General features: G+C 63.0%; 17 protein-coding genes. 5 read left to right on the top strand and 12 right to left on the bottom strand.

The features are described from left to right. Positions 1-76: 76 nt before the first annotated feature. Complete coding sequence (locus tag E1748_RS19615) at positions 77-751, top strand: SGNH/GDSL hydrolase family protein (RefSeq protein ID WP_240766692.1); 675 nt, start codon at positions 77-79, stop codon at positions 749-751. 157 nt (positions 752-908) lie between these two features. Further along, positions 909-1,952 (top strand): GDP-mannose 4,6-dehydratase, encoded by a 1,044-nt coding sequence (gene gmd, locus E1748_RS19620; protein ID WP_133648819.1) that lies wholly within the window; start codon positions 909-911, stop codon positions 1,950-1,952. A 713-nt stretch (positions 1,953-2,665) separates the two neighbouring features. Here gmd and E1748_RS19625 read toward each other — a convergent pair. The 10 genes from E1748_RS19625 to E1748_RS19670 all read right to left on the bottom strand — a co-directional run bounded on the left by E1748_RS19625 (position 2,666) and on the right by E1748_RS19670 (position 15,660). Then, a complete protein-coding gene (locus tag E1748_RS19625) occupies positions 2,666-3,787 on the bottom strand; it encodes a glycosyltransferase family 4 protein (protein ID WP_240766756.1) in 1,122 nt (373 codons plus the stop codon). A gap of 113 nt (positions 3,788-3,900) precedes the next feature. Continuing rightward, positions 3,901-5,136 carry a glycosyltransferase family 4 protein gene (locus tag E1748_RS19630; protein WP_133648820.1) on the bottom strand — a complete coding sequence of 412 codons (1,236 nt, stop codon included), beginning with the start codon at positions 5,134-5,136 and terminating at the stop codon, positions 3,901-3,903. Continuing rightward, on the bottom strand, positions 5,137-6,588 hold the full coding sequence (locus E1748_RS19635) for a glucose-6-phosphate isomerase (RefSeq protein WP_133648821.1): 1,452 nt from the start codon (positions 6,586-6,588) through the stop codon (positions 5,137-5,139). Positions 6,589-6,591: 3 nt separating this feature from the next. Continuing rightward, positions 6,592-7,749 carry a glycosyltransferase family 4 protein gene (locus E1748_RS19640; protein ID WP_133648822.1) on the bottom strand — a complete coding sequence of 386 codons (1,158 nt, stop codon included), beginning with the start codon at positions 7,747-7,749 and terminating at the stop codon, positions 6,592-6,594. A gap of 75 nt (positions 7,750-7,824) precedes the next feature. Continuing rightward, complete coding sequence (locus E1748_RS19645; RefSeq protein WP_133648823.1) at positions 7,825-8,754, bottom strand: glycosyltransferase family 2 protein; 930 nt, start codon at positions 8,752-8,754, stop codon at positions 7,825-7,827. A gap of 32 nt (positions 8,755-8,786) precedes the next feature. Beyond that, positions 8,787-11,009 carry a polysaccharide biosynthesis tyrosine autokinase gene (locus tag E1748_RS19650; RefSeq protein WP_420819332.1) on the bottom strand — a complete coding sequence of 741 codons (2,223 nt, stop codon included), beginning with the start codon at positions 11,007-11,009 and terminating at the stop codon, positions 8,787-8,789. 72 nt (positions 11,010-11,081) lie between these two features. Next, entirely contained in the window at positions 11,082-12,278 is a 1,197-nt protein-coding gene (locus E1748_RS19655; protein ID WP_133648824.1) for a polysaccharide biosynthesis/export family protein, read from the bottom strand. Further along, on the bottom strand, positions 12,272-12,715 hold the full coding sequence (locus tag E1748_RS19660) for a low molecular weight protein-tyrosine-phosphatase (RefSeq protein WP_133648825.1): 444 nt from the start codon (positions 12,713-12,715) through the stop codon (positions 12,272-12,274). The genes E1748_RS19655 and E1748_RS19660 overlap by 7 nt, the downstream gene beginning before the upstream one ends. Before the next feature lie 21 nt (positions 12,716-12,736). Continuing rightward, a complete protein-coding gene (locus E1748_RS19665; RefSeq protein WP_133648826.1) occupies positions 12,737-14,164 on the bottom strand; it encodes a UDP-glucose dehydrogenase family protein in 1,428 nt (475 codons plus the stop codon). 98 nt (positions 14,165-14,262) lie between these two features. After that, positions 14,263-15,660 (bottom strand): undecaprenyl-phosphate glucose phosphotransferase, encoded by a 1,398-nt coding sequence (locus tag E1748_RS19670; protein WP_133648827.1) that lies wholly within the window; start codon positions 15,658-15,660, stop codon positions 14,263-14,265. Positions 15,661-16,172: 512 nt separating this feature from the next. Between E1748_RS19670 and E1748_RS19675 the strand changes: the two genes are divergently transcribed. After that, the gene (locus E1748_RS19675; protein ID WP_133648828.1) at positions 16,173-17,696 is read left to right on the top strand and encodes a mannose-1-phosphate guanylyltransferase/mannose-6-phosphate isomerase; all 1,524 of its coding nucleotides are present in this window, start codon (positions 16,173-16,175) and stop codon (positions 17,694-17,696) included. 99 nt (positions 17,697-17,795) lie between these two features. Here the strand turns inward: E1748_RS19675 and E1748_RS31940 are convergent, their stop codons facing one another. Together E1748_RS31940 and E1748_RS19685 are read right to left on the bottom strand one after the other, a co-directional pair. Next, positions 17,796-18,977: a transposase gene (locus E1748_RS31940; protein WP_133648829.1), complete on the bottom strand. Its 1,182-nt coding sequence runs from the start codon at positions 18,975-18,977 to the stop codon at positions 17,796-17,798. A 588-nt stretch (positions 18,978-19,565) separates the two neighbouring features. Further along, positions 19,566-19,862: a YciI-like protein gene (locus tag E1748_RS19685; protein ID WP_133648830.1), complete on the bottom strand. Its 297-nt coding sequence runs from the start codon at positions 19,860-19,862 to the stop codon at positions 19,566-19,568. 268 nt (positions 19,863-20,130) lie between these two features. Between E1748_RS19685 and E1748_RS19690 the strand changes: the two genes are divergently transcribed. Together E1748_RS19690 and E1748_RS19695 are read left to right on the top strand one after the other, a co-directional pair. Beyond that, on the top strand, positions 20,131-20,430 hold the full coding sequence (locus tag E1748_RS19690; RefSeq protein ID WP_133648831.1) for a PsiF family protein: 300 nt from the start codon (positions 20,131-20,133) through the stop codon (positions 20,428-20,430). A 315-nt stretch (positions 20,431-20,745) separates the two neighbouring features. Beyond that, complete coding sequence (locus E1748_RS19695) at positions 20,746-21,186, top strand: hypothetical protein (protein ID WP_133648832.1); 441 nt, start codon at positions 20,746-20,748, stop codon at positions 21,184-21,186. Positions 21,187-21,217 lie beyond the last annotated feature (31 nt).

A 21,217-nucleotide genomic window follows, 5' to 3' on the forward strand; every position in this document is an offset into this window, starting at 1 on the left:
GACGACTGCAACGCGAGCCCCGGGCGCGCCACGACTGCGACGCATCGCATTCGGCCTGATTTCCGCAGCGTTCGCGTTGACGGCAATCACAACCGCCACGCGAAGCGAAGCCGCCGGCACACAGCAAGTGCTGATCGAAGCCTACGGCGACTCGACGACGCTCGGCATCACGTGCCGTAACGGAGGCTGCGGACCGCAACCCGACAACGCGGTGACGTTCCTGCAAGACGAACTGCGCGACGCATACGGTGACCGCGTGAGCGTGACGAACCTCGGCATCGGCGGAACGATGGCGACGCAGTTGCGCGACGGCAGCGGAAAACGCGGTGGCCAGTCGTGGAGCGAGCGCCTGGCGGCATCGCGTGCGCAGATCGTGACGATCAACTACGGCATCAACGAAGTGATGCAGAACCAGACGCCCGAGCAGTTCTACGAAGCGGAAACCGCGCTCGTGAAAACCGCACGTGCGCAGGGCAAGCTGCCGGTGCTCGAAACATCGAACCCGATGCCCGACCGCCGCCGCAACGCACAGCTCGCCGACATGGCCGCGATGACACGGCGCGTCGCCGCCGAGCAGCATGTCCCGCTCGTCGACCAGTTCGCGTACATCCTCACACTGCCCGCCTGGCAGACGATGATGTCCGACGGTGCGCATCCGAAGCCCGAACTGTATCGGCTGAAAGCGCAACAGGATTTTCGCGTGATCGACCCGCTCGTGAAGCGCCTGCTCGACGGTAATTCGCAGGATTAGCACGCTACGTGCGATGGCTCGCAGACAGCAATCGCAGCACGTTGCATATTGCCTGCGGCCTTGGCCGCATCGCTCAGCGCTCGTTGACGCGACAGAGTCCGGGACAGCGCGAGGAGACCCGTATTTCCATCATTCCATTACGCAAAGGCACACAACCATGACCAATCAGCGCAAGGCGATCATTACCGGTGTGTCCGGCCAGGACGGCGCCTACCTGACGAAACTGCTGCTCGGCAAGGGCTATCAGGTGACGGGCACGTATCGCCGCACGAGTTCCGTGAATTTCTGGCGGATGGAAGAACTCGGCGTGATGGATCATCCGAATCTGCGGCTCGTCGAGCACGACCTGACCGATCTCGGTTCGACGCTGCGGCTGATTGAACAGGCGCAGGCCGACGAGTTGTATAACCTCGCGGCGCAGAGTTTCGTCGGCGTGTCGTTTGATCAACCGGTGACGACTGCGGAGGTGACCGGGATCGGCGCGCTGAATCTGCTCGAAGGGATTCGCATCCTGAATCCGAAGATTCGTTTTTATCAGGCGTCGACGTCGGAGATGTTCGGCAAGGTGCAGGCGGTGCCGCAGCGCGAGGACACGCCGTTTTATCCGCGTAGTCCGTACGGTGTTGCGAAGCTGTTCGCGCACTGGACGACGATCAATTATCGCGAGTCGTACGGCATTTTCGGCACGAGCGGCATTCTGTTCAATCACGAGTCGCCGTTGCGCGGGCGCGAGTTCGTCACGCGCAAGATCACCGACACGGTCGCGAAGATCAAGCTCGGCAAGCAGGACGTACTCGAGCTTGGCAATCTCGATGCGAAGCGTGATTGGGGTTTTGCGCAGGAATACGTCGACGGGATGTGGCGGATGCTGCAGGCCGATGAGCCTGACACGTACGTGCTGGCGACGAATCGCACGGAGACGGTGCGGGATTTTGTGCGGATGGCGTTTAGCTCTGCTGGTTATCAGTTGGAGTGGTCCGGCAAGGCCGAAAGTGAAACGGGTATCGATGTGGCGACTGGGAAGGTGCTGGTGCGGGTGAATCCGCGGTTTTATCGGCCGGCTGAGGTGGAGTTGCTAATTGGGTGTGCGGATAAGGCTCGAGACAAGCTCGGTTGGGTGCCTGAGACTACGCTTGAGCAGTTGTGCAGCATGATGGTTGCTGCGGATCTGGCTCGGAATCAGAACGCGGAAACTTTTTAGGTATTGGTTTGGTTTTGATTTCGGTTTGGTTTTGATTTCGGTTTGCCCTTGCAGGCGGCTGCGATCTCGCGCCTCGCGGCGCAGGCGTTGCCCCTGTGCGGGGCGGCACCTACTTTCTTTGCCGCGGCAAAGAAAGTAGGCAAAGAAAGCCGCTCGAAACGTTACCTTGTCTTTTCCGCGTGCTGCCTCGGTGGCACTCGCCTAAGTGGGCCCCACGCTCACTCTGCCTGGTGGTCCGAGACGAGATCAGCCCTCGCACCACTTGCCTTCGTGACAAGGCAGTCATTCGTTCCGGCGGGCTTCGCCGCCGAAGGGCATAACCCTCGGTCAATCACAGTCAGTGGCTCCGCTTGATCACGCTCTGTACTTCAACATCGTGGCCGTTCTACGTGGTGACCGCTCTTCCCGATGGTTTCCCAAGCAGACCGGTCCGCGCGCACGCAAGTGCGCCGCGGGATGTGCCGGCCCCTTGTCACTCCGTTTTGCGATCAGGGAGATGGTCTCGTCTCGGACCACTATCCTGGGTGAACGTGGTGTCCACTTAGGCGAGTGCCACCGAGGTCGCACACGGAAAGGAGAAGCTTCGTTTCAGCGGCTTTCTTTTGCCTACTTTTCTTTGCCGCGGCAAAGAAAAGTAGGTGCCGCCCCGCACAGGGGCAACGCGCGCGCCGCGAGGCGCAACTAAGTACCGCCGCACGGAAAGTTAGAAAACCTTACCCCAAAGCAATAGCCTCCCCATAAACCTTAGCCACCCTCTCCGCGATAACCGAATTATCAAAATTCGCCCGAGCATAAGCCTTACATGCATGCTCATCCGGCAACTTCATCGACCCGTTCAGCGCCCGCGACAACCCATCGGCAATCGCGTCAGCACCAGTAGTCGGCAGCACGAGATCCTGCGACAACCCAGCGACCGCTTCCGGCAATCCCCCCACCGGCGTAACAAGCACCGGCGTACCCGAAGCAAGCGACTCAACAGTAATCAACCCAAAGCCCTCAAGCGCAACCGTAGGCACAACACTAATCGTCGCAGCACGATACAAAGCAGCAAGATGATTGTCCGGCACGAAACCGAGTAACTTCACGTTGTCTGCAAGCCCCGCTTCATCGATACGCGTTTGCAGTTCGCCTTCGAGCCGCCCCTTGCCGGCGATCAGCAGCAACACATCCGGCTCGCGACGCTTCAACTGCGCGATCGCATCGATCAGATCTTCGAGTCCCATGCGTCGCACGAGACGCCGCACCGCCAGCACGATCGGTCGGCCGAGCGGCAGTTGCAGTTTCAGACGCGCTTCGTTCTGCGACATCGGCAGATCGAACTGATCGACGTTCACGCAGCCCGGCACCACACGGATGCGATCCTGCGGAATACCATAGCGCGTCGTCAGAATATTGCCGAACGCTTCGGACAGCACGATCAATCGCGACGAGCGCGCGTAGACGGTCTGTTCGAGGTAACGCTTCGCACGCTGACCAAGCGAGTCCGCGCCTTCGACATGACTCTCGTCGGCCCACGGTCCCTGAAAATGCGACACCTGCGGAATGCCGCGCATCACGTCGAGTCCCGGAAACGTGTACAACGCGAAGTGCGACGAAATCACGTCGGGCCGTTGCGCGCGAATCTGCCGACGTAACGCGCGACGCGCAGCCATCAACCGCAACGGCAGCGATTGCGCGGCCGATCCGAAACCTTCGATCGCTCCACCGGTGTCGGCGGCGACCTTCGCCGATCCCGCGACCACGCCGCGCACTGCAACGCCCGCTGCCGGCAATGCGCCGACGAGCGAGTAGTACATCCGGTCGAGTCCACCGGCACGCTCGGGAAACCAGTGCATTCCGATCTGCAGCGAGTCGATCGAACGCCCGACCGGTCCGGCGCCGCCACCACCTCCCCCGTTCCCCGTTCTGAGCGTCGGTGCCTCAGCGAAATTCTCTACGATGGCCTGCATCATTCAGCTCCCTGTTCGACGCGTTTATGACCCGCGTGGCCCGCGAGCACATTCGCTGCGAGCGGTTCGTTATCGGCGGCACTCACGCTGCGAGCCGCATGACGACGCTCCCCAAGCTGGCGATATAGTGCGATGTACTGCGCGGCCATCCGCGCCCAGCCGAAACCGGTCGCGAGTTCATGCGCGGCCACACCCATCGCGCGACGCGTATCGTCCGCGTCGGCGAGTCGCGCGATCGCAGCGGCAAGTGCATGAGGATCGTCCGGATCGTCGAGCACGATCCCGCATTCGGGTGTGATGATCTCCGCACCGCCCGCAGTACGCGCGGTGACGACTGGCAGTCCCGCCGCCATCGCTTCGAGCAGCGACAGACTCATCGCTTCGTAGCGCGACGGGAATACGAATGCGTCGACGGAATGCATCAGCACCGGCATCTCTTTCACGAGACCGAGAAAATGCACGCGGTCCGCGATGCCGAGCGCACGCGCCTGCTCCGGATAAGGACTGCCCGGCAGATAGCCCGCCACCGCGATCTGCACATGCGCCGGCAAATGACGCAGCGCTTCGAGCACGGTGCCGAGGTTCTTGCGCGGCGTGCGCAGATCGCCGACGAACAGCAGCAGAAATGCATCGGCCGGCAGGTTGAATTTCGCGCGATCGCCGTGCGCTGCCGCAAAGCCCTGCGTATCGACGCCGTTGTAGATCACGTCGAGCCGGTTGTCCGGCGTGAGGCCGATCGCGTCGATCTCGGCTGCGACCTTCTGCGACACGGCGGTAATCACACGCGAGCGACGATACGCCCAGCGTTCGAGCCACGAGTTGACCCGCGTGTAGACGGCCTGGTACGCGGACCACAGTCCCTTCGTCAGGCCGAACGGGTAATAGCGGCTTTTCAGCCAGCCGCTATGCACAAAGTGTGCTGTGTTGACGTCGGCGGCGGCCCACGTGATGAAGCCGTTCACGTGCAGCACGTCGTATTCGTCGCGATGGCGTCGCAGCCACAGCGCGCTGCGCAGCGCGAACACCTGCTGGCGCAGCAGATTGGTCGGCCACCAGCGGCCGATTTTCACCGGCACCCAGCGCACCAGCGGATGCGCGAGCAGATCCGGCGCGACATGCGACGCGACGAGCGTCACGCCGATGTTGTCGGCGAGCGCCGCGCTCGCGATCTCGTGATTGACGCGTCCCTGGCCGTCGTTGTGGCGGACGACGTGCGTGACGATGGCGACTCTCAATCAGGTGCCTCCATGGAGTATGAGATTGCGTCTGCGGACGAGTTTTTGATGGTGTGCCGCGGACAGGATCGAAAACACGCTCATGAAGAGCAGCAGCCCGCCGGTGCCGACGAGCGAATTGGTGAACACGAGCATCGCGAAGATCGCGATGCTCAGACTCAGACATGCCGACGCGAATTTGTCGTCGCGCAACCGGAACGAGGCGCGGAGCGCGCGCGCGAGCAGCCAGAGAATCCCCGACATGTACAGCAGCGTGCCGGGCCAGCCGAGCACGAACGGAATGTTCATCACGCCGCTGTCGAAGTTGCCGTACTTGCCGAGTTCGCCGCCGTCGTTCGACAGTTTCGTCGACGTGCCGGTCGCGCCGAGTCCTTCGCCGGACACGTCGGTGAATGCGGTCTTTGCGAACGACGCATAGAACTCGTTACGTGCCGCGTAGCTGGTGTCGTCACTGAGGTTCGTCAGCGTTTCCAGCCGCGCCTGCATCCGGTCCGCGACCGGGCCGAACGCGAGCAGCGGCACCGACAATCCTGCAAGCAGGATCGCGCTCGCGATGATCCGCACGCGCACGCGGTTGCTCGACTTCACGAGCTGGATCAGCAGTGCGATCACCCAGCCGCCCCACGTCGAACGCACGAGGCTCAGACAGAACGACAGGAAGCCGAGCGCGCCCGCGATCCAGCGCACACGATGCTGCGCCGCCATCACGTAGACCATCGCGCCCATCATCGCGAACGCAAACGGTCCCGACGAATTCATCGTGCTGAACACGCGCACGCCGAACGGTACGGGATCGCCCTGCGAATTCATCTGCGAGCCGATCATCCACAACGCGTCCCACTGCGGCATGATGAAGAACTGGATCAGCCCGTAGCCGCCCATCGCGAGCATGCCCCAGATGAACGTATTGACGATCGTGTCGCGGTACTCGGGGTACTGGCGCGTGTTCGCCATGATGTGAAAGCCGATCAGGATCGGATAGATCCAGTTCGCGAGGTCGTAGGTCGCAGCGAGCGGCCCGCTCGCGACGACGCCGATCAAAAAGCCATACGCGAGCCCGAGCAGGATAAGCAGCACCGGCAGGCCACGCCGCTGCGCGAGCACCGGGTAATAGCGCAGTAGCGACAGTCCGCTGATCATCGTGACCGCGAGCGGCGCGATCTGGATCAGGCTCGTCGGCGTGAAGCCGCCGCGTGTCCAGTCCGCGAGGCGGCGCACTTCCGGGCTCAGGAACCACAGCCACCACATGAAGCCGATGTAGCGCGCCGGGCTTTTGAAGTACAGCCACAGGCCCGTCAGGATCGACAGCACCGGGAACGCGAGCGTGAGCACCGAGCCCTGATGCGCGACGATCAGCGCGGCGGTGACGACCCATAGCAGGACCGGCGGCAGCCATTCCTGCGGGCTACCGCTGGGTCGTGCCGCGCCGGCGGCTCGTAGGAGCGTCGACATCGGCTACAGGCCTCCGCGAGCTTCGGCCGCGGCTTCGGTTGCTGCTTTGGTTGCTTGAGATGCAGTGGTTCGCGTGCGCGTGGCCGGTGCTCGCCGTTGCAGCAACTCCTGCGTGATGCGCACGTGCTGCTGCGCGAAGTGCTGCGTCGTGAGGTCGCGCGAGATCAATTGCATGGCTGCCGTCTGTGCCTGGCGCAGTGCTTCGGCGGGATGCTCGACGAGGCGGTCCGCCGCAGCGCGCAATACGGCTGCGTCGAACGGCGGCACGTACATGGCGGCTTGCGGCGAGAAGTAATCGTCGAGTGCGCCGACCTGCGTGACGATCATCGGCTTGCCGAGCGCGGCCGCTTCGAGCATCACGGTGATACCGGATGCATGCGTGTTCGGCCGCAGCGGCACGACGACGACGTCGGCCCAGTCGTACAGTTCGTGCTGTTTGCGCAGACCCGATGCGGGCGCGATCTCGACATTCGACGCACGCAGCGACTTTGGAATGCGACGGCGAGTCGCGAGGCGCACGGCGTAGCGCGGATCGTTACCGAACGCGCCGATCAATGTCTCCCAGTCGCGATCTCGATCGTTGCCGATCGCCGCGATGCGCAGCGGCGTGTGCGGCTTCCATTCGGCCGGCGTTTGTACCGGGAAGTCCTGTGTGTTGAGGCCGTAGTACACATGCGTCGCCTCGCGATCGAAATACGTGCGGCACAGTTCCGCGTTTTCGCTGGCAAGCGTCGTCAGCACATCCGCGCGCGCGATCAACTTGCGATACAGCCAGCGCCGCAGCATGCCGTAGTTCGGCCACTTGTCGAGCAGCCACACGCTTTGCGCGAGCAACAGCGGCGGCGCCTTGCGGCGCCCCGCCAGCAGCAGCACCAGCGCAACCGACAGATGCTCCTGCTCGGTATGCGTCCAGATCACGTCGGAACGCAGGATCTCCGCGCGGTTGCGCAGCGTGTGGATCAGATCGAAGCCAAGCGTCGCCTTCAATGCACGGCGCAGCAGCCGCATCGGCGCGCGCTCGCGTGTGTCCTGCGAATAGGTCAACGCGAAGTCATCGGACTCCGCATGGTGATAGCCGTACAGGCAGCCGATGTTCTCGCCTTTTCGGTAGTAGCGCGGATCGGCGCCGTAAAACAGGTGAACGTGAATGTTCGTCGTCATGCAGGGACTCCGGACCGTCGTTGCTGCGGTGAATGGCTGCGATTGGTGCACATCGATGCGGCGATCACGTCGACATCACGTCGACGACAGCGCGCGCCGCGCTTCATGCGCACCGCCGCGCACCGCACGCCAGCGCGACCATTGCGTGCGGCCACGTTTCGACGTCAGCGCGAGCAGCGCATGCGCGAACCCCGGATAGACCCGCGTGCCGACCAGCGCATACCACCACCACGCGGTCTCGCGACGCATCGGCGGCAACTGGTCGCGCAGGATCAGATGCAGGTTGTACGCGGCGTTACGCACGGCCGCGAGCGTCTGCGCATCGCGGCGGTCGTCGTCGAAGCGTTCGGCCGGATAGTGGTCGACGGCGACGCGCGGGTCGTAGACGAGCTTCCAGCCCGCATTCCTCACGCTCAGGCTGAACGCCATGTCGTTGTGCACCTGGGCACCCGCGCCGCGCAGCCGCGAATCGAAACGGATCGCGCCGATCGCCGCGCGCCGGTAGCTCATGTTGGCGCCCTTCAGCAGATCGACTTCGCGTGCTTCGCCGACACCCAGATGATGATTGCCGATGATCTTGCCCGACGGCGTCAGCTTGCCGACCAGCGCGCGCGAGCCGTCGAGAATCGTGCCTTTTTCATGCACCCAGTCGCGGCCGCCGAGCGCGCCGAGACGCGGGTCGAACGCGAACGCGGCGGCGATCCGTTGCAGCCAGTCGGGATGCGGAGCGGCGTCGTCGTCGGTGATCGAGATCACGTCGCCGGTCGCGGCGTCGAGTCCGCAATTCAGCGCGGCGACCTGGCCCGGCTGCGTGACCGATGCGATGCGCAACGGCAGCGTGCCGGTCACCGACGCATCGCGGAGGCACGCATGTGTCGCGTCGTCGTCGGGTCGCGCGACCACGACGACTTCGTCGGGCGCGCGCAGTTGCCGTTGCAACGCCGCGAGGCAGCGCGCGAGATCCGCGGGGCGGCGGAAGGTCGGAACCAGAACCGTCACTTTCATCGGATGTTCTCCAGTAGCAGAAGCGTTGCGCATCACGTGCTCAGGTACTCCTGTACTGCTGCGTAGCTGCGGTCGTAGCCGCCGCGCGCACGCGCCGGCATCGCGTTGAAGATGCCGCCCTGCACGTGCACGCCGGCCACCTTCAGACGCTTCAGCGCATCGCCGATCTCGCCTTCGCTATGCATGCCCGAGCGCATTACGAAGAACGTCGAGCCTGCGTAGCCGCCGATGATCGACGCATCGGTCACCGCGAGCACCGGCGGCGTATCGATCAGCACGACGTCGTAGCGCTTCGCGAGCCCTTCGAGGTACTGCGGTAGACGCGGCGACATCAGCAGCTCGGACGGATTCGGCGGACGCCGTCCGCACGAAATGAAGTTCAGGCCGTCGACGTCGGTCGGACGAATGGCCTCTTCAAGCGAGATCTGTCCGGACAGCAGTTCCGACAAGCCGTTTTCCTGCGGCCCGCCGATATGCCGTTCGAGCGCGCCGCGCCGCATGTCGCCGTCGATCATCAGCATGCGTTTGCCCGAATGCGCGAGCAGCACGCCGAGATTCACCGTGAGGAAGCTCTTGCCGACGCCAGGCATCGGGCCGGTCAGCACGATCACGCGATTGCGCGCATCGAGCAGCGTGAACTGGATCGACGTGCGCAGGCTGCGCAGACTTTCGATGCAGACGTCCTTCGGCCGCGCGGTGGCCAGCACCGCGCGCTGACGATCGCCGCCGCGTTCGACCGCCTGTTCGAGCACCGCCTGCTGCGCACTCATCGGCACGAGGCCGTACACCGGCAGATGGAACGTGCGTTCGATGTGCTCCGGATCGTCGATGCCCTTGAACATGTTCCGGCGCAGGAACACGAAGCCCGTGCCGACGATCAACCCGAGAATCGCCGCCGCCGACACGATCAGCGTCTTCTTCGGCTTGATCGGCGCGCCCGGACGCAGCGCTGCGTCGACGATGTGCACGTTGCCGCCGGTCCCGGCCTTCTGCACCGACAGTTCCTGCACGCGGTTCAGCAGCAGCACGTAGATGTCTTCGGCGACCTTCGCGTCGCGTTGCAGCTGCACGGCCTTCACTTCGGTTGCCGGCAGATCGCGGAAACGGTCGCTGTATTTCGTGCGCTGCGCCTCGAGTTCGGCGAGCTGTTCGCGTGCGGCCTTCAGCATCGGATGGTCTTCGCCGTAGCGCTGCTGCAGCGAGGCGATCTGCAAACGAGTCGCGGAAATCTGCTGTTCGTACTGGACGCTGCCTTCGAGGTAGACCTTCGCTTCGTCGCTCGCGTTGATCGAACCGGACTTGCTTTGATACGCGGTCAGCGCGGCCTCCGCGCGTTCGAGATCGCTCTTCAGGCGCGGCTCTTCGCTTTGCAGGAAGTCGAGCATCTTGCTCGCGTCGGCCTGCTTCGTCGCGACGTGTTCGCGCAGGTACGACTGCGCGAGCGCGTTCGCGATCATCGCGGCGCGCGCCGGGTCGCCGTTTTCCAGCGAGATCTGGATCACGCCGGTTGACTTGCCCTGCTCCGTCACCTGGATCGCGGACTGAAACGCGGTGATCGCATCGAGATCGTTCGCGCGCATCACGTTGAACTGCGTGCCCGGCCGCGCGACCAGCTTGTTCACGAGGATCGACACGCCACCGCCTTGCGCGGGCTGGCCGACTTCGCCGGTCAGCAGCTCGGTGCCGTTCGGTGCCTGCAACCGGTAGCGATCGTTGCCGAGCGCGGTCATCGTCATCTTCTGGCCTTCGAGTGCCGGTGCGACTTCGACCGAATCGACGTCGGCGACTTCGCCGCCCCACGCATACGAGCCGAGGCCGAACCACGGACGCGCCGGTTCCCCCGGTTTCGCGAGACGCGCGGCGAGGCTGCCGAGCAGCGGCAGCGTTTTCGGCGACACCGAGAAGTTCAGCTTGCACTGCTGAACCACTGGAGCGACGACGCCGCGACTCTTGATGATTTCGATTTCCGCGTCGGTCGGCAGCGACGTCGAGCCGCTGGTGATCGCCGCGCCCGTCTGCGTCTGCGTGAGCGCCTGCGACGTGCTGTCGGACTGCTCGACGCGCACATGCGCGTCGGCGGAATAGACCGGCTTCGCGATGTAGCAGTAGAAGACGGCCATCGCGACGATCGCCGCTGCGATCGCGATCAACCACCAGATGTCGTCGATGATGACCTGCAGCAGCTGACCGAGGACGACGTCTTCCTCTTCGGTCTTCGCCATCAGGTTGAGATGCGGATTTGCCTGGTTGCTCATGATTCGGTCCCGTGTGGGTCGCCGCACGCGCGAGGCACCGGGCGGTGCTCGCGCTGTGCGGCGGTTCAGGGTCTAGCGGGTCAGCTGCTTCACGTAGAACATGGTTTCGATCGTCGGCAGCACCTGCTGCAGCACGCGGTTGAACGTCGCCGACGCTGCGGTGCCGACGTACACGACGTCGAGCGGATGCAGCTGGAACTGCGTGGACAGCATGATCGAGTCGGGCTGCGTCATGTCGAGCCGGAAGACTTCGGGCTGCGTCGGCTTGTCCTTCATGCCGCGCATCACGTAGATCTGCCGCGGGTTCGCATCGGTGTCGAGAATGCCGCCGGCCTGCGAGAGCGCATCGGCGATCGTCAGACGCCCCTTCAGCATGTTCAGCGGCATCGGGTTCTTCACTTCGCCGAGCACGAACACGCGACTATCGGTGCGGTCCGGCACGTTGATGATGTCGCCGCCCTGGAGCATCACGTTCTGCGACGTGTCGCCGCGATCGAGCAGCCGGTTCGCGTCGAGCACATACAGCTGGTTATTACGCGTGAGGCGTACGCGTTGCAGATCGGCATCGCTGGTCGTGCCGCCCGAGCGCGTGATCGCGTCGACGAGCGAGATCGGCACATCGCTGATCGCGAGCGGCCCGGGCGTCTTCACTTCGCCGGTGACCTGCACTTTCTGGCCGCGATACGACAGCACGCGCACGTCGACCTGCGGGTTCTTGATGTACGGCGCGAGGCCCGCGGCGAGTTGATCGCGCAGTTCGCCGACGGTCTTGCCCGCCGCGTGAATGCGCCCGACGAACGGGAAATAGATCGTGCCGTCGGCCGCGACGGTCTGCCCGAACGGGTCGGCCTGGCCCGGCAGCGCGGTCGTGTACGGCTGCTGCATCACGCCGGCAACCGACTGCGTCGTGTTGCCGCCGGCGGACAGCGACGTGCCGTTCGGTGTCGTCAGTTCGGGGTGATCCCAGACGGTCACACCGAGAATGTCCTGCGGCGAAAGCCGGTACACGTAGTGCTCCGGATCCGCGAAACGCGACTTCGGCAGCAGTTGCGGCGCGGCGGCGGCCTGCGCTTCCGAGAGCACGAGGTTCGCGTCGATCAGTTTCACCGGATAGGTTTCGGCCGGTGTCTGGCTTGGCTCTTCCTTCAGCCGCGATGTGTCGAGGTAATTGCCGGGCGCGGTCGCGCAGGCCGACAGCAACGTCGTCAGCAGTGCAAGCAGCGTCGGCAGTGTTGCCAGAGAGGGGAACGAGAGTTTGCGCATTAGCATATTTTTTTCAGCCATCCCATGACCAGACGTTCGATGAATACGAGGCTTTCGCGGTAGTCCGATTCGGTGCGGCCGTGCGGATCGGCGACGTCGGAGTCTTCCCATTTGCCGAGCGTGTGGACCTTGCCGCGCGCGGTCGGGTCGAGCGCTTCGACGTCCCTCACCTGACGCCGCTCGGTCACGAGTACGAGATCGGCGTCGCGAATGAGCCGGCGCGTGAGGCGCCGTGCTCGATGAAATCCAGCGGTGATGCCGCGCTCGGCCAGCAGGCGCAGCATCACCGGGTCGATGCTGTCGCCGTCGAGCGCGCGCAGCCCCGCCGACCGGAACGCGATCGGCGCATCGTTGCTGTCACGCTGGCGGGCGTTGAACAGCGCCTCCGCGGCGGGCGAGCGGCACACGTTCGCATGGCAGACGATCAGGACATTGGCAAACATCGGCGACTCCTTTGCGGCGCGTTATAGCGCAACCGTGGTGTGCGCGGCCGGCGCTTCATGCACGGCCTGACGCGAAGAACCCGTCGACGTCGGCCGACGACCGATCGCGTGATACTCGATGCCGAGTTCGGCGAGCGCATCCGGTTCGTACAGGTTGCGGCCGTCGAAGATCAGCGCGGTCTTCAGATGACGCTTCAGCGCGTCGAAATCGGGGCTCTTGAACACCTTCCATTCGGTGAGGATCACGAGCGCGTCGGCACCGTCCGCGACTTCCATCTCTTCGTTCGCGAACGTGAGGCGTGCGTGCTGCTGCGGCACGTGCTGCAGATCGAGCGCGAATACACGCTTCGCTTCGTCGATCGCGACCGGGTCGTATGCCTTGACGGTCGCGCCGCGTGCGAGCAGCGCGGCGATCAGCGGACGGCTCGGGGCTTCGCGCATGTCGTCGGTGTTCGGCTTGAATGCGAGGCCCCAGACGCCGAACGTGCGGCCCGTCAGGTCGTCGCCGAGCCGCTCGACGATCTTGTGCGCGAGGATTTTCTTCTGCGTTTCGTTGACGGCCTCGACGGCCTGCAGGATGCGCAGGCCCGCGTCGTATTCGTCGGCGGTGCGGATCAGCGCCTGCACGTCCTTCGGAAAACACGAGCCGCCGTAGCCGCAACCCGCGTACAGGAAGTCGTAGCCGATGCGCGGATCTGAACCGATGCCGCGACGTACCGCTTCGATGTCGGCGCCGACGCGGTCGGCGAGATTCGCGAGTTCGTTCATGAACGAGATGCGCGTCGCGAGCATTGCGTTGGCCGCGTACTTCGTGAATTCGGCGGAATGCACGTCCATGTACAGCGTGCGTTCGCGATTGCGGTTGAACGGTGCATACACGCGCTTCATCAGTTCGCGGGCTTTTTCGCCGGGCATGTCGTCGTCGCAGCCGAGCACGATGCGGTCCGGGCGCGTGAAGTCTTCGACGGCCGCGCCTTCCTTCAGGAACTCGGGATTCGACACGACCGAGAACAGATGCTGTTCGCCGCGCGCGGCGAGTTCTTCGGCGATCGCTTCGCGCACGCGCAGTGCGGTGCCGACCGGTACCGTCGATTTATCGACGATCACCTTGAAGCCGTTCATGTGCCGGCCGATGTTGCGCGCGGCCGCGAGCACGTATTGCAGATCGGCGGAACCGTCTTCGTCGGACGGCGTGCCGACCGCGATGAATTGCACGTCGCCGTGCGCGACGGCCGCTTCCACGTCGGTCGAAAACTTGAGCCGGCCGGCCTTGCGATTGCGCGCGATGATCTCCTGCAAGCCAGGCTCGTGAATCGGTACGCCGCCGTTGTTCAGCACGTCGATCTTGCGTTCGTCGACGTCGAGGCAGAACACATCGTTGCCGATGTCCGCCAGGCAGGCGCCCGTCACAAGTCCTACGTAGCCGCTACCGATGATCGTCAGATTCATGAATTACACCTCGGAGATTGAACGTGTTCAAAGCTAAAAATGCGGATGCGCGATGTGCGGAACATCGCGCAGCGTGACCGGTGCTGCTCATCAGCAGCTCAATACGCGTTGCGGCCGGCGAATCCTTTCCACAGCGTCAGCACGACGATCTTGATGTCGAGCCAGAAGGTCCAGTGCTGCATGTAGTACAGATCGAGCTTCACGCGGCCCATCATCTTTTCGATGCGATCGGTTTCGCCGCGATAGCCGTTGATCTGCGCCCAGCCGGTGATGCCCGGCTTGATCCGGTAGCGATGCATGTAGCCCTTCACCAGATCCTTGTAGATGTCGTCGTGTTCGAGTGCATGGGGCCGTGGTCCAACCACCGACATCTCGCCCTTCAGCACGTTGATGAACTGCGGCAGTTCATCGAGGCTCGTGCGTCGCAGGAACGCACCGACCGGCGTGATGCGCGGATCGTGGCGCGTCGCCTGGGTCACCTTGCCTGCCGTCTCCGCATGAACCTTCATCGAGCGGAACTTGTAGATCTCGAACTGATGCCCGTCGATGCCCTTGCGCTTCTGCCGGAAAAACACCGGACCACGCGACGTCGTCTTGACCAGCACCGCGATCACGAGCATCAGCGGCGCCAGTGCCGTCAACGCGCCGAGCGCGAACAGCCGGTCGAACACACGCTTCGGCAGCACCCGCAGATCGGTGATCGGCGACGCGGCGAGATTGATCGCGGGCACGCCGAGCAGATCGACCATCGGCTGACTGAACAGCGTCAGGCTGCGCACATCCGGGATGAAGCGGATGTTCACGAAGTCGTTGCGCAGTTCCATCACGAAGCGGTGAATCGTGCGCTCCTTCGAAATCGGCAACGCGAGCCACAATTCGCGGATCGCCTGAGCCCTCACGAGCCGGATCATTTCCGCGTAGTCGCGTTCCACCGGCACGCCTTCGATCGATTCGGCCTCGTCCGGGTCTTCGTGATGGCTGCGCGGACTGTCTTCGTCGAACACCACCACGGGACTGAAACCCGCCTCCGGCCGGCTGCGGATCTGCTCGATCAGAAACTTCCCGTACGGCGCACCGCCGACGATCGCCACCGCCTTCTGGTTGAAACCCTCGCGACGCAAACCCTTCAGCACCGAGTAGACGATCGCCTTCGTCGCGACCAGCAGCAGCACCGTCGCCAGCGCCCAGTAGCCGAGCCACAGCCGCGACAGCAGCTCTGAGCGGTGCAGGCTGAAGCTCATCAGGACACCGGTGCCCTCCACCATCACCCAGCCACCCGTCACGCGCCACAGCAGGTCGTACAGCGGCTTGCCGCGCCACGACTGATAGATCCCCAGCGCCGGAAAGAACACGACCACCAGCAGGCAGTTGAACGCGAGCGTGACGCTCTGCATGTCGTTCAGCCAGCTGAACTCGCCGTTGTGGATCGCCGCAGCAATCCATGCGCCCAGCGCCACCATCGCAATGTCGATGATTCTCGATAAAACGCTCAGCATGTGCCGCACCTCAGTTCGCCATTCAAGTTCCGTCACCTGTTCGCGTCGTACGGGAATCGTTGTCCGAATGAGTGAATACCCTTGTACAGGGTTAGATAAAGCGGCATTAAAATTCGCGCTGCAAGGCCGCAAAATATCTCAAAATGTATCGGCAATTCTTGCGCTATTTTTGTTGAATTTTGTTCGGCAAGATTTACCATTTCTGGGTGCAATCGGCGTGCCATATGGCCATTTCACGCATGTTGCATGTCGATCTGACGTATGAATTGGTATGAGCTGCAAGCGCTTCCGTCTCTGATGATGCGCCGCCGCAAATGTTGCAGAAAATTTCAGTGCTTGATTTAATTTTTAATTTTCGTGTTTTTCACAAAAGTTGAAATAAAAGCGTCGTACGTTTACTCGTCGTCGCTATTTGCTTATTCCATTCATTCGATAAAAATTCCCCGATTTTTTATTGACTATTTACGACGTGATACAACTCGACGCATTGACCCAGCCTCGAGGAGTACATCATGACTGCTCCGGTAACGGCGCCCAACGCCGACACCCGGTTTTCGACCGCCGCGTCACAGAACGTCAAGCTGAAGATACATCCGGTGATTCTCGCCGGCGGCTCCGGCACACGACTGTGGCCGATGTCCCGCGAGCAGTACCCGAAACAGCTGATCGGCCTGCTCGGCGACGACTCACTGCTTCAGTCCACGACACACAGACTCGACGGTCTCGAGGCGGGCCATCCGCTCGCGGAACGACTCGTTGTCGTCAGCAATGAAGAACATCGCTTCACGACCGCCGAACAACTGCGCACGAGCGGCAAGGCGAGCCGCCTGATCCTCGAGCCGGCCGGTCGCGATACGGCGCCGGCACTGACGGTGGCGGCGCTGTCGGTGGTCGCGGAGGACGGCGACGGCATCATGGTCGTGATGCCCGCGGATCACGCCGTGACCGACACCGCCGGTTTCCACGCGGCCGTCGCGGCCGGCGTGCAGCACGCATCGAACGGCCACATCGCGACGATGGGCATCGTGCCGACGCATGCGGAAACGGGCTATGGCTATATCCGCATCGGCGAAGCGCTCGACAAGAGTACGTCTGAGATCGGTGCGCACCGGCTCGATCGCTTCGTCGAGAAACCGCATCTCGAGCTCGCGCAGCGCTACGTTGCGTCAGGCGAATACTGGTGGAACAGCGGCATTTTCATCATGCGTGCGTCGACGTGGCTCGCCGCGATTGCCCACTTCCAGCCGGCGATTCACGAAGCGTGCAAGACCGCATTCGCGGGTGGTACGTCGGACGGCGACTTCTTCCGGCTGCAGCGCGATGCGTTCGTCGCGTCGCCGTCGAATTCGATCGACTACGCGGTGATGGAGAAACTCGGCAGCGATACGTCGGTGTGCAGTGGCGTCGTCGTGCCGTTGCAGGCGGGCTGGTCGGACGTCGGTTCGTGGGACGCGATCTGGCAGATCCTGCCGAAGGACAGCAACGACAACGTGGGCCGCGGCCGCGTGATGTTCGAAGGCGCCGACTCGACGTTCGCGCATTCGGAAGGCCGGTTGATTGCCTGCGTCGGCACGCGTGATCTCGTGATCGTCGAGACCGACGACGCGGTGCTCGTTGCGGACAAGGCGCACGTGCAGGACGTGAAGAAGATCGTCGGCCGGATTCGCAGCGAAGCGGGTCCGGAGGCGGTGAATCATCGCAAGGTCCACCGCCCTTGGGGCTACTACGATTCCGTCGACACGGGCGACCGCTTCCAGGTGAAGCGCATCGTCGTGAAGCCGGGCGCGCGCCTGTCGCTGCAGATGCATCATCACCGCGCCGAACACTGGATCGTCGTGCGCGGCACAGCGCTCGTCACGCGCGGCGAAGAGCGCTTCATCGTCTCCGAAAACGAATCGGCGTACATCCCGCTCGGCGTGACTCACCGGCTCGAAAACCCCGGCAAGATGCCGCTGGAAATTATCGAAGTGCAGTCCGGCTCGTATCTCGGCGAAGACGACATCGTGCGCTTCGAGGATACCTACGGAAGGCAATGAGTCGGAGTGCTGCTGCCGCGGTTGCTGTGTAATTGCGGTGCTGGTGCAAACACCCTGCGGCGGCGTCTCCAGCCGTCCGCGGGCTGTTGCTATATGACGTCAGCCCACGACGTGGGAGACGAGTTGCGAGGTCTTCGGAAAACGATCGGCCGCGTTGTTGTCTGCTGCTTCTTCGGCCGCGTTCGTCGGGTAGCGGCGCAGCGCGACCCTGCATGCATTGGTGTAGGCGGCGACGTGAGCGTTGGCCGGATGATTCACTTCCGGCACGGTGCGCACTGGCGGCAGCGTACGCGGAGCGTGTTGCACTGAAGGCAGCGTTTCGTCGTTTGCCGGCTCCATGCCTGCCCCTGCCAATACCGCGACCGGTGCTGCCGGCACTGCGCTGAAAGAGCCGTTTGCGTTCGCTGCTGCATCGGACATCGCTTCAGCTTCAACGACACCCGGTACTGCCGCAAGCGTCTTGCAGTTGCGCTCGATCCACTCGCCGGCCCACTCCATCGCGAACTCGCGTGCTGCATCGGCCTGCGCAAAGCGCGGACCGATCAGCCCCGACCGTTCGACACGGTGACCATCCTTCATGATCTCGGCCCATGCGCGGAACATCGCGTTCGGCACCTGCTCGACTGCTACATAGATCACGTAGCCGCGTTGATCGGCAATCTGCGTGCCGCGCGACGTCATGTTCATCCACACCGGACGACGCTCGCAATCGATTGCGAGCGTGTTGACGATATGCTCGCGATCTTCGCGCAGCTCCGCATCGGCCGATTCATGCGCTTCGTCCGCGGGTTCGCCCGACAGTTGTCGCGTGATATCGGCCATCGGATCGAGCGAGCGCCATACGTGCTCGCGATGCGACATACCCGAAGCCGTTTGCCATGATTCAGGGCTTTTCCAGAACACACCACGCATGCCGTCGTCGCGCGGCGCGGGGGTATGCGGCTGCGCTTCGACAACAGGCTTCGGAGTAGACACGGGGGCGCCCGGCTCGGGGACATACGCGAACGTGCGACCACCTTGCGACAGCTGACGAACCATCTCCGTCAGTGTGCCGTTTAGCTGCCACTCTTCGAAACGTCGCCGGCAGGTTGGCCCGGACGGATAGCGGCCTGGTAGCTTCGACCAGGGCTCGCCGGTAGTCAGAATCCAGAGAACCGCATTTGCCACGATGCGTGGTTCGGCGCGGGGTCGGCCACGTCTGTTCAGACGGACAGCCGGCTCATCGGAAACGAGCGCGGATAGCTGCGCCCATTCATCATTGCTTAGCTCATCGAAAAACATGCATTTCTCCACACAGCCTGGCCTGGCTGCGGCGAGGGGCAGTCGCGAGTCTCGATGCTGCATGGATTCGCGTAGTGCCCCAGGTTGCACAATATGCTTATACGTTCTGGTCGCTTTGCGAAATTCGGCACTGCGTTAGTGCGGATTTTCCCTACTACAAAGCACAAAACGTGGTCTCACTCGTGCATAGGAGAATTTGTGCACGAAGCATACCATCACCAGGGTTTGCATGAATATGACAGAGACAAGTGTTACTGAAAGAAACAAACTTGTCCGTTTCGCTGCGTCGCGTTGCGTTGATTAACGCGTGGCGATAGCAGCGATCGTGTCAGTTGAGACGCCTGGAACGATGGTTTTGCAGTGCATCTGATCGACGACAGCCCGAATCCGGCAAGATCGCCGTTGGGCCGGTACAACGGTACTTATTAAAGACTACAGCGATGTGTCCGATGGACTTTTTCACACGGCTGACGCAATTGTGTGAACCGCTTCCTCGTACATGCCCGCCGCATAATCGTTGGGATTCCTTGTGATTCTCGTCGGCGCACGTGTCGCAGGAAGTATAGGCGTTCCGTCGGCGAAGTGAAGTCAGCGTACAGGTGTCGCAGCTTCGTCGCCGACTACTGTCGTCCATGGTCGCACGTACCATCGTTTGACGAGCCCGGCCTGCACATAGGGATCGGCCTTTGCGAACGCTTCCGCGACGGCGGGCGAGTCACCGCTGAAGAGCAATACGGCGTGGTCGACCGGATCGGCCATCGCGCCGGCAAGCACAATCTCGCCGCGCTCCTGCGCTGCCCATGCGAGTTTCAAATGCTCGGCGCGGTAGGTCGCGCGACGCTCGAGGTAGTCGTCGGCGAGTTCGTAGAACATCAGATAGTGCATCGTCGTCTCCTTGACTGGATGACGGCAAGACCCGCTGCGTGGTCTGCCCGCGCGGCGTTGCCGCCAGAGGTTCACGCCAGTTTAGAGCGCGGCGGTGCCGGACGGGGAATACCCTGCTAACCGCACTGTCAACCAATACAACTATTTAGCCGTTCTGGCAGACAGCTTTGCCATAATGGTCATCGCGATGGGCTGGGGTTGCCCCGGGTTACCTGGGACGCCGGTCGCAACGACTACCAATAATTTTCAACATTCGTGGGAGTGTCAAATGAAAATCCAATCCGCAATCGTTGCCCTCGCGCTCGGTGGTTTGCTGACCAGCGCCCCCGTCTTCGCCCAGAACACCCAGCAAACGAAAATGGCCACCTGCAACACGCAGGCGTCCGGCAAGAAAGGCGACGACCGCAAGGCGTTCATGAAGAACTGTCTGTCCGCTTCGCCGGCGGCAGCGGCGTCCGGCCCGATGAGCCAGCAGGACAAGATGAAGATGTGCAACACGCAGGCGACCGGCAAGAAAGGCGACGATCGCAAGGCGTTCATGAAGACCTGCCTCAGCAACAAGGGTTGATCGAAGTTTGACGACTCAAGACGGGCCCGCATGGCGGTGCGATTGCACTGGCATGCGGGCCCGTGTCGCATCTGGCGTTGATCGTTGTTGTCCGTTTGACCACCACGTGCACAGCCTCACATGTACTCGGGGCCGCACAACCATCCAGCCGGCATCGACCTCTGCGCTTTTTGCTTCGCGGCCCCGCCCGTCTTGCCCGCCGCGGCTGGTTTTCTTCTATGATGGCTGCGAAGACGGCCCACCCCACAAAAAGATCATGCGCCATCGGGCCGCCGTCTTGTCGTTGATGCCAAAGAGCATTGAACGGAGGCAAGAATGGCATGGAGACAAAACCGCTGGTTCAGACGATGGCTCGTCGTTATCGTCTTCTGGGCGGTGCCGGTATTGATCGTCGCGGTTCGCGAGATTCACGAGGAGATGAGCTATAACGCCGTCGATCTCGAGAACGCGCTCACCACATGGAATTTCACCGATGCGCAGCGCGCCGCCGGTGCCGCTGAACGCTGTCGCGGCAACCCGGACGAAGCGCGTGCGTTCGGCTGTCCCGCCGAGGTCCTCGCCGCCAACGCGGCGCGTCAGCAGGATGCGATCAACGAGTACTCGGTCCGCCGCAGTACCCTCGCCGCTTACCTGTGGCACGCGTTCGTCGGTTACTGGGTGGTACCGGCCGCGGTGCTGTTCGGCATCGGTCTCGTGATCGCCGGAATTCGCCGCGCGCTGCGGCGGCCGCCGGTCAAGAGCGGTGCGCCGCATTGATCAGCAGCGCGCGGTCTTTGGGACGCATCCT

The organism is Paraburkholderia flava, from assembly GCF_004359985.1.
Classification (GTDB): Bacteria; Pseudomonadota; Gammaproteobacteria; order Burkholderiales; family Burkholderiaceae; genus Paraburkholderia; species Paraburkholderia flava.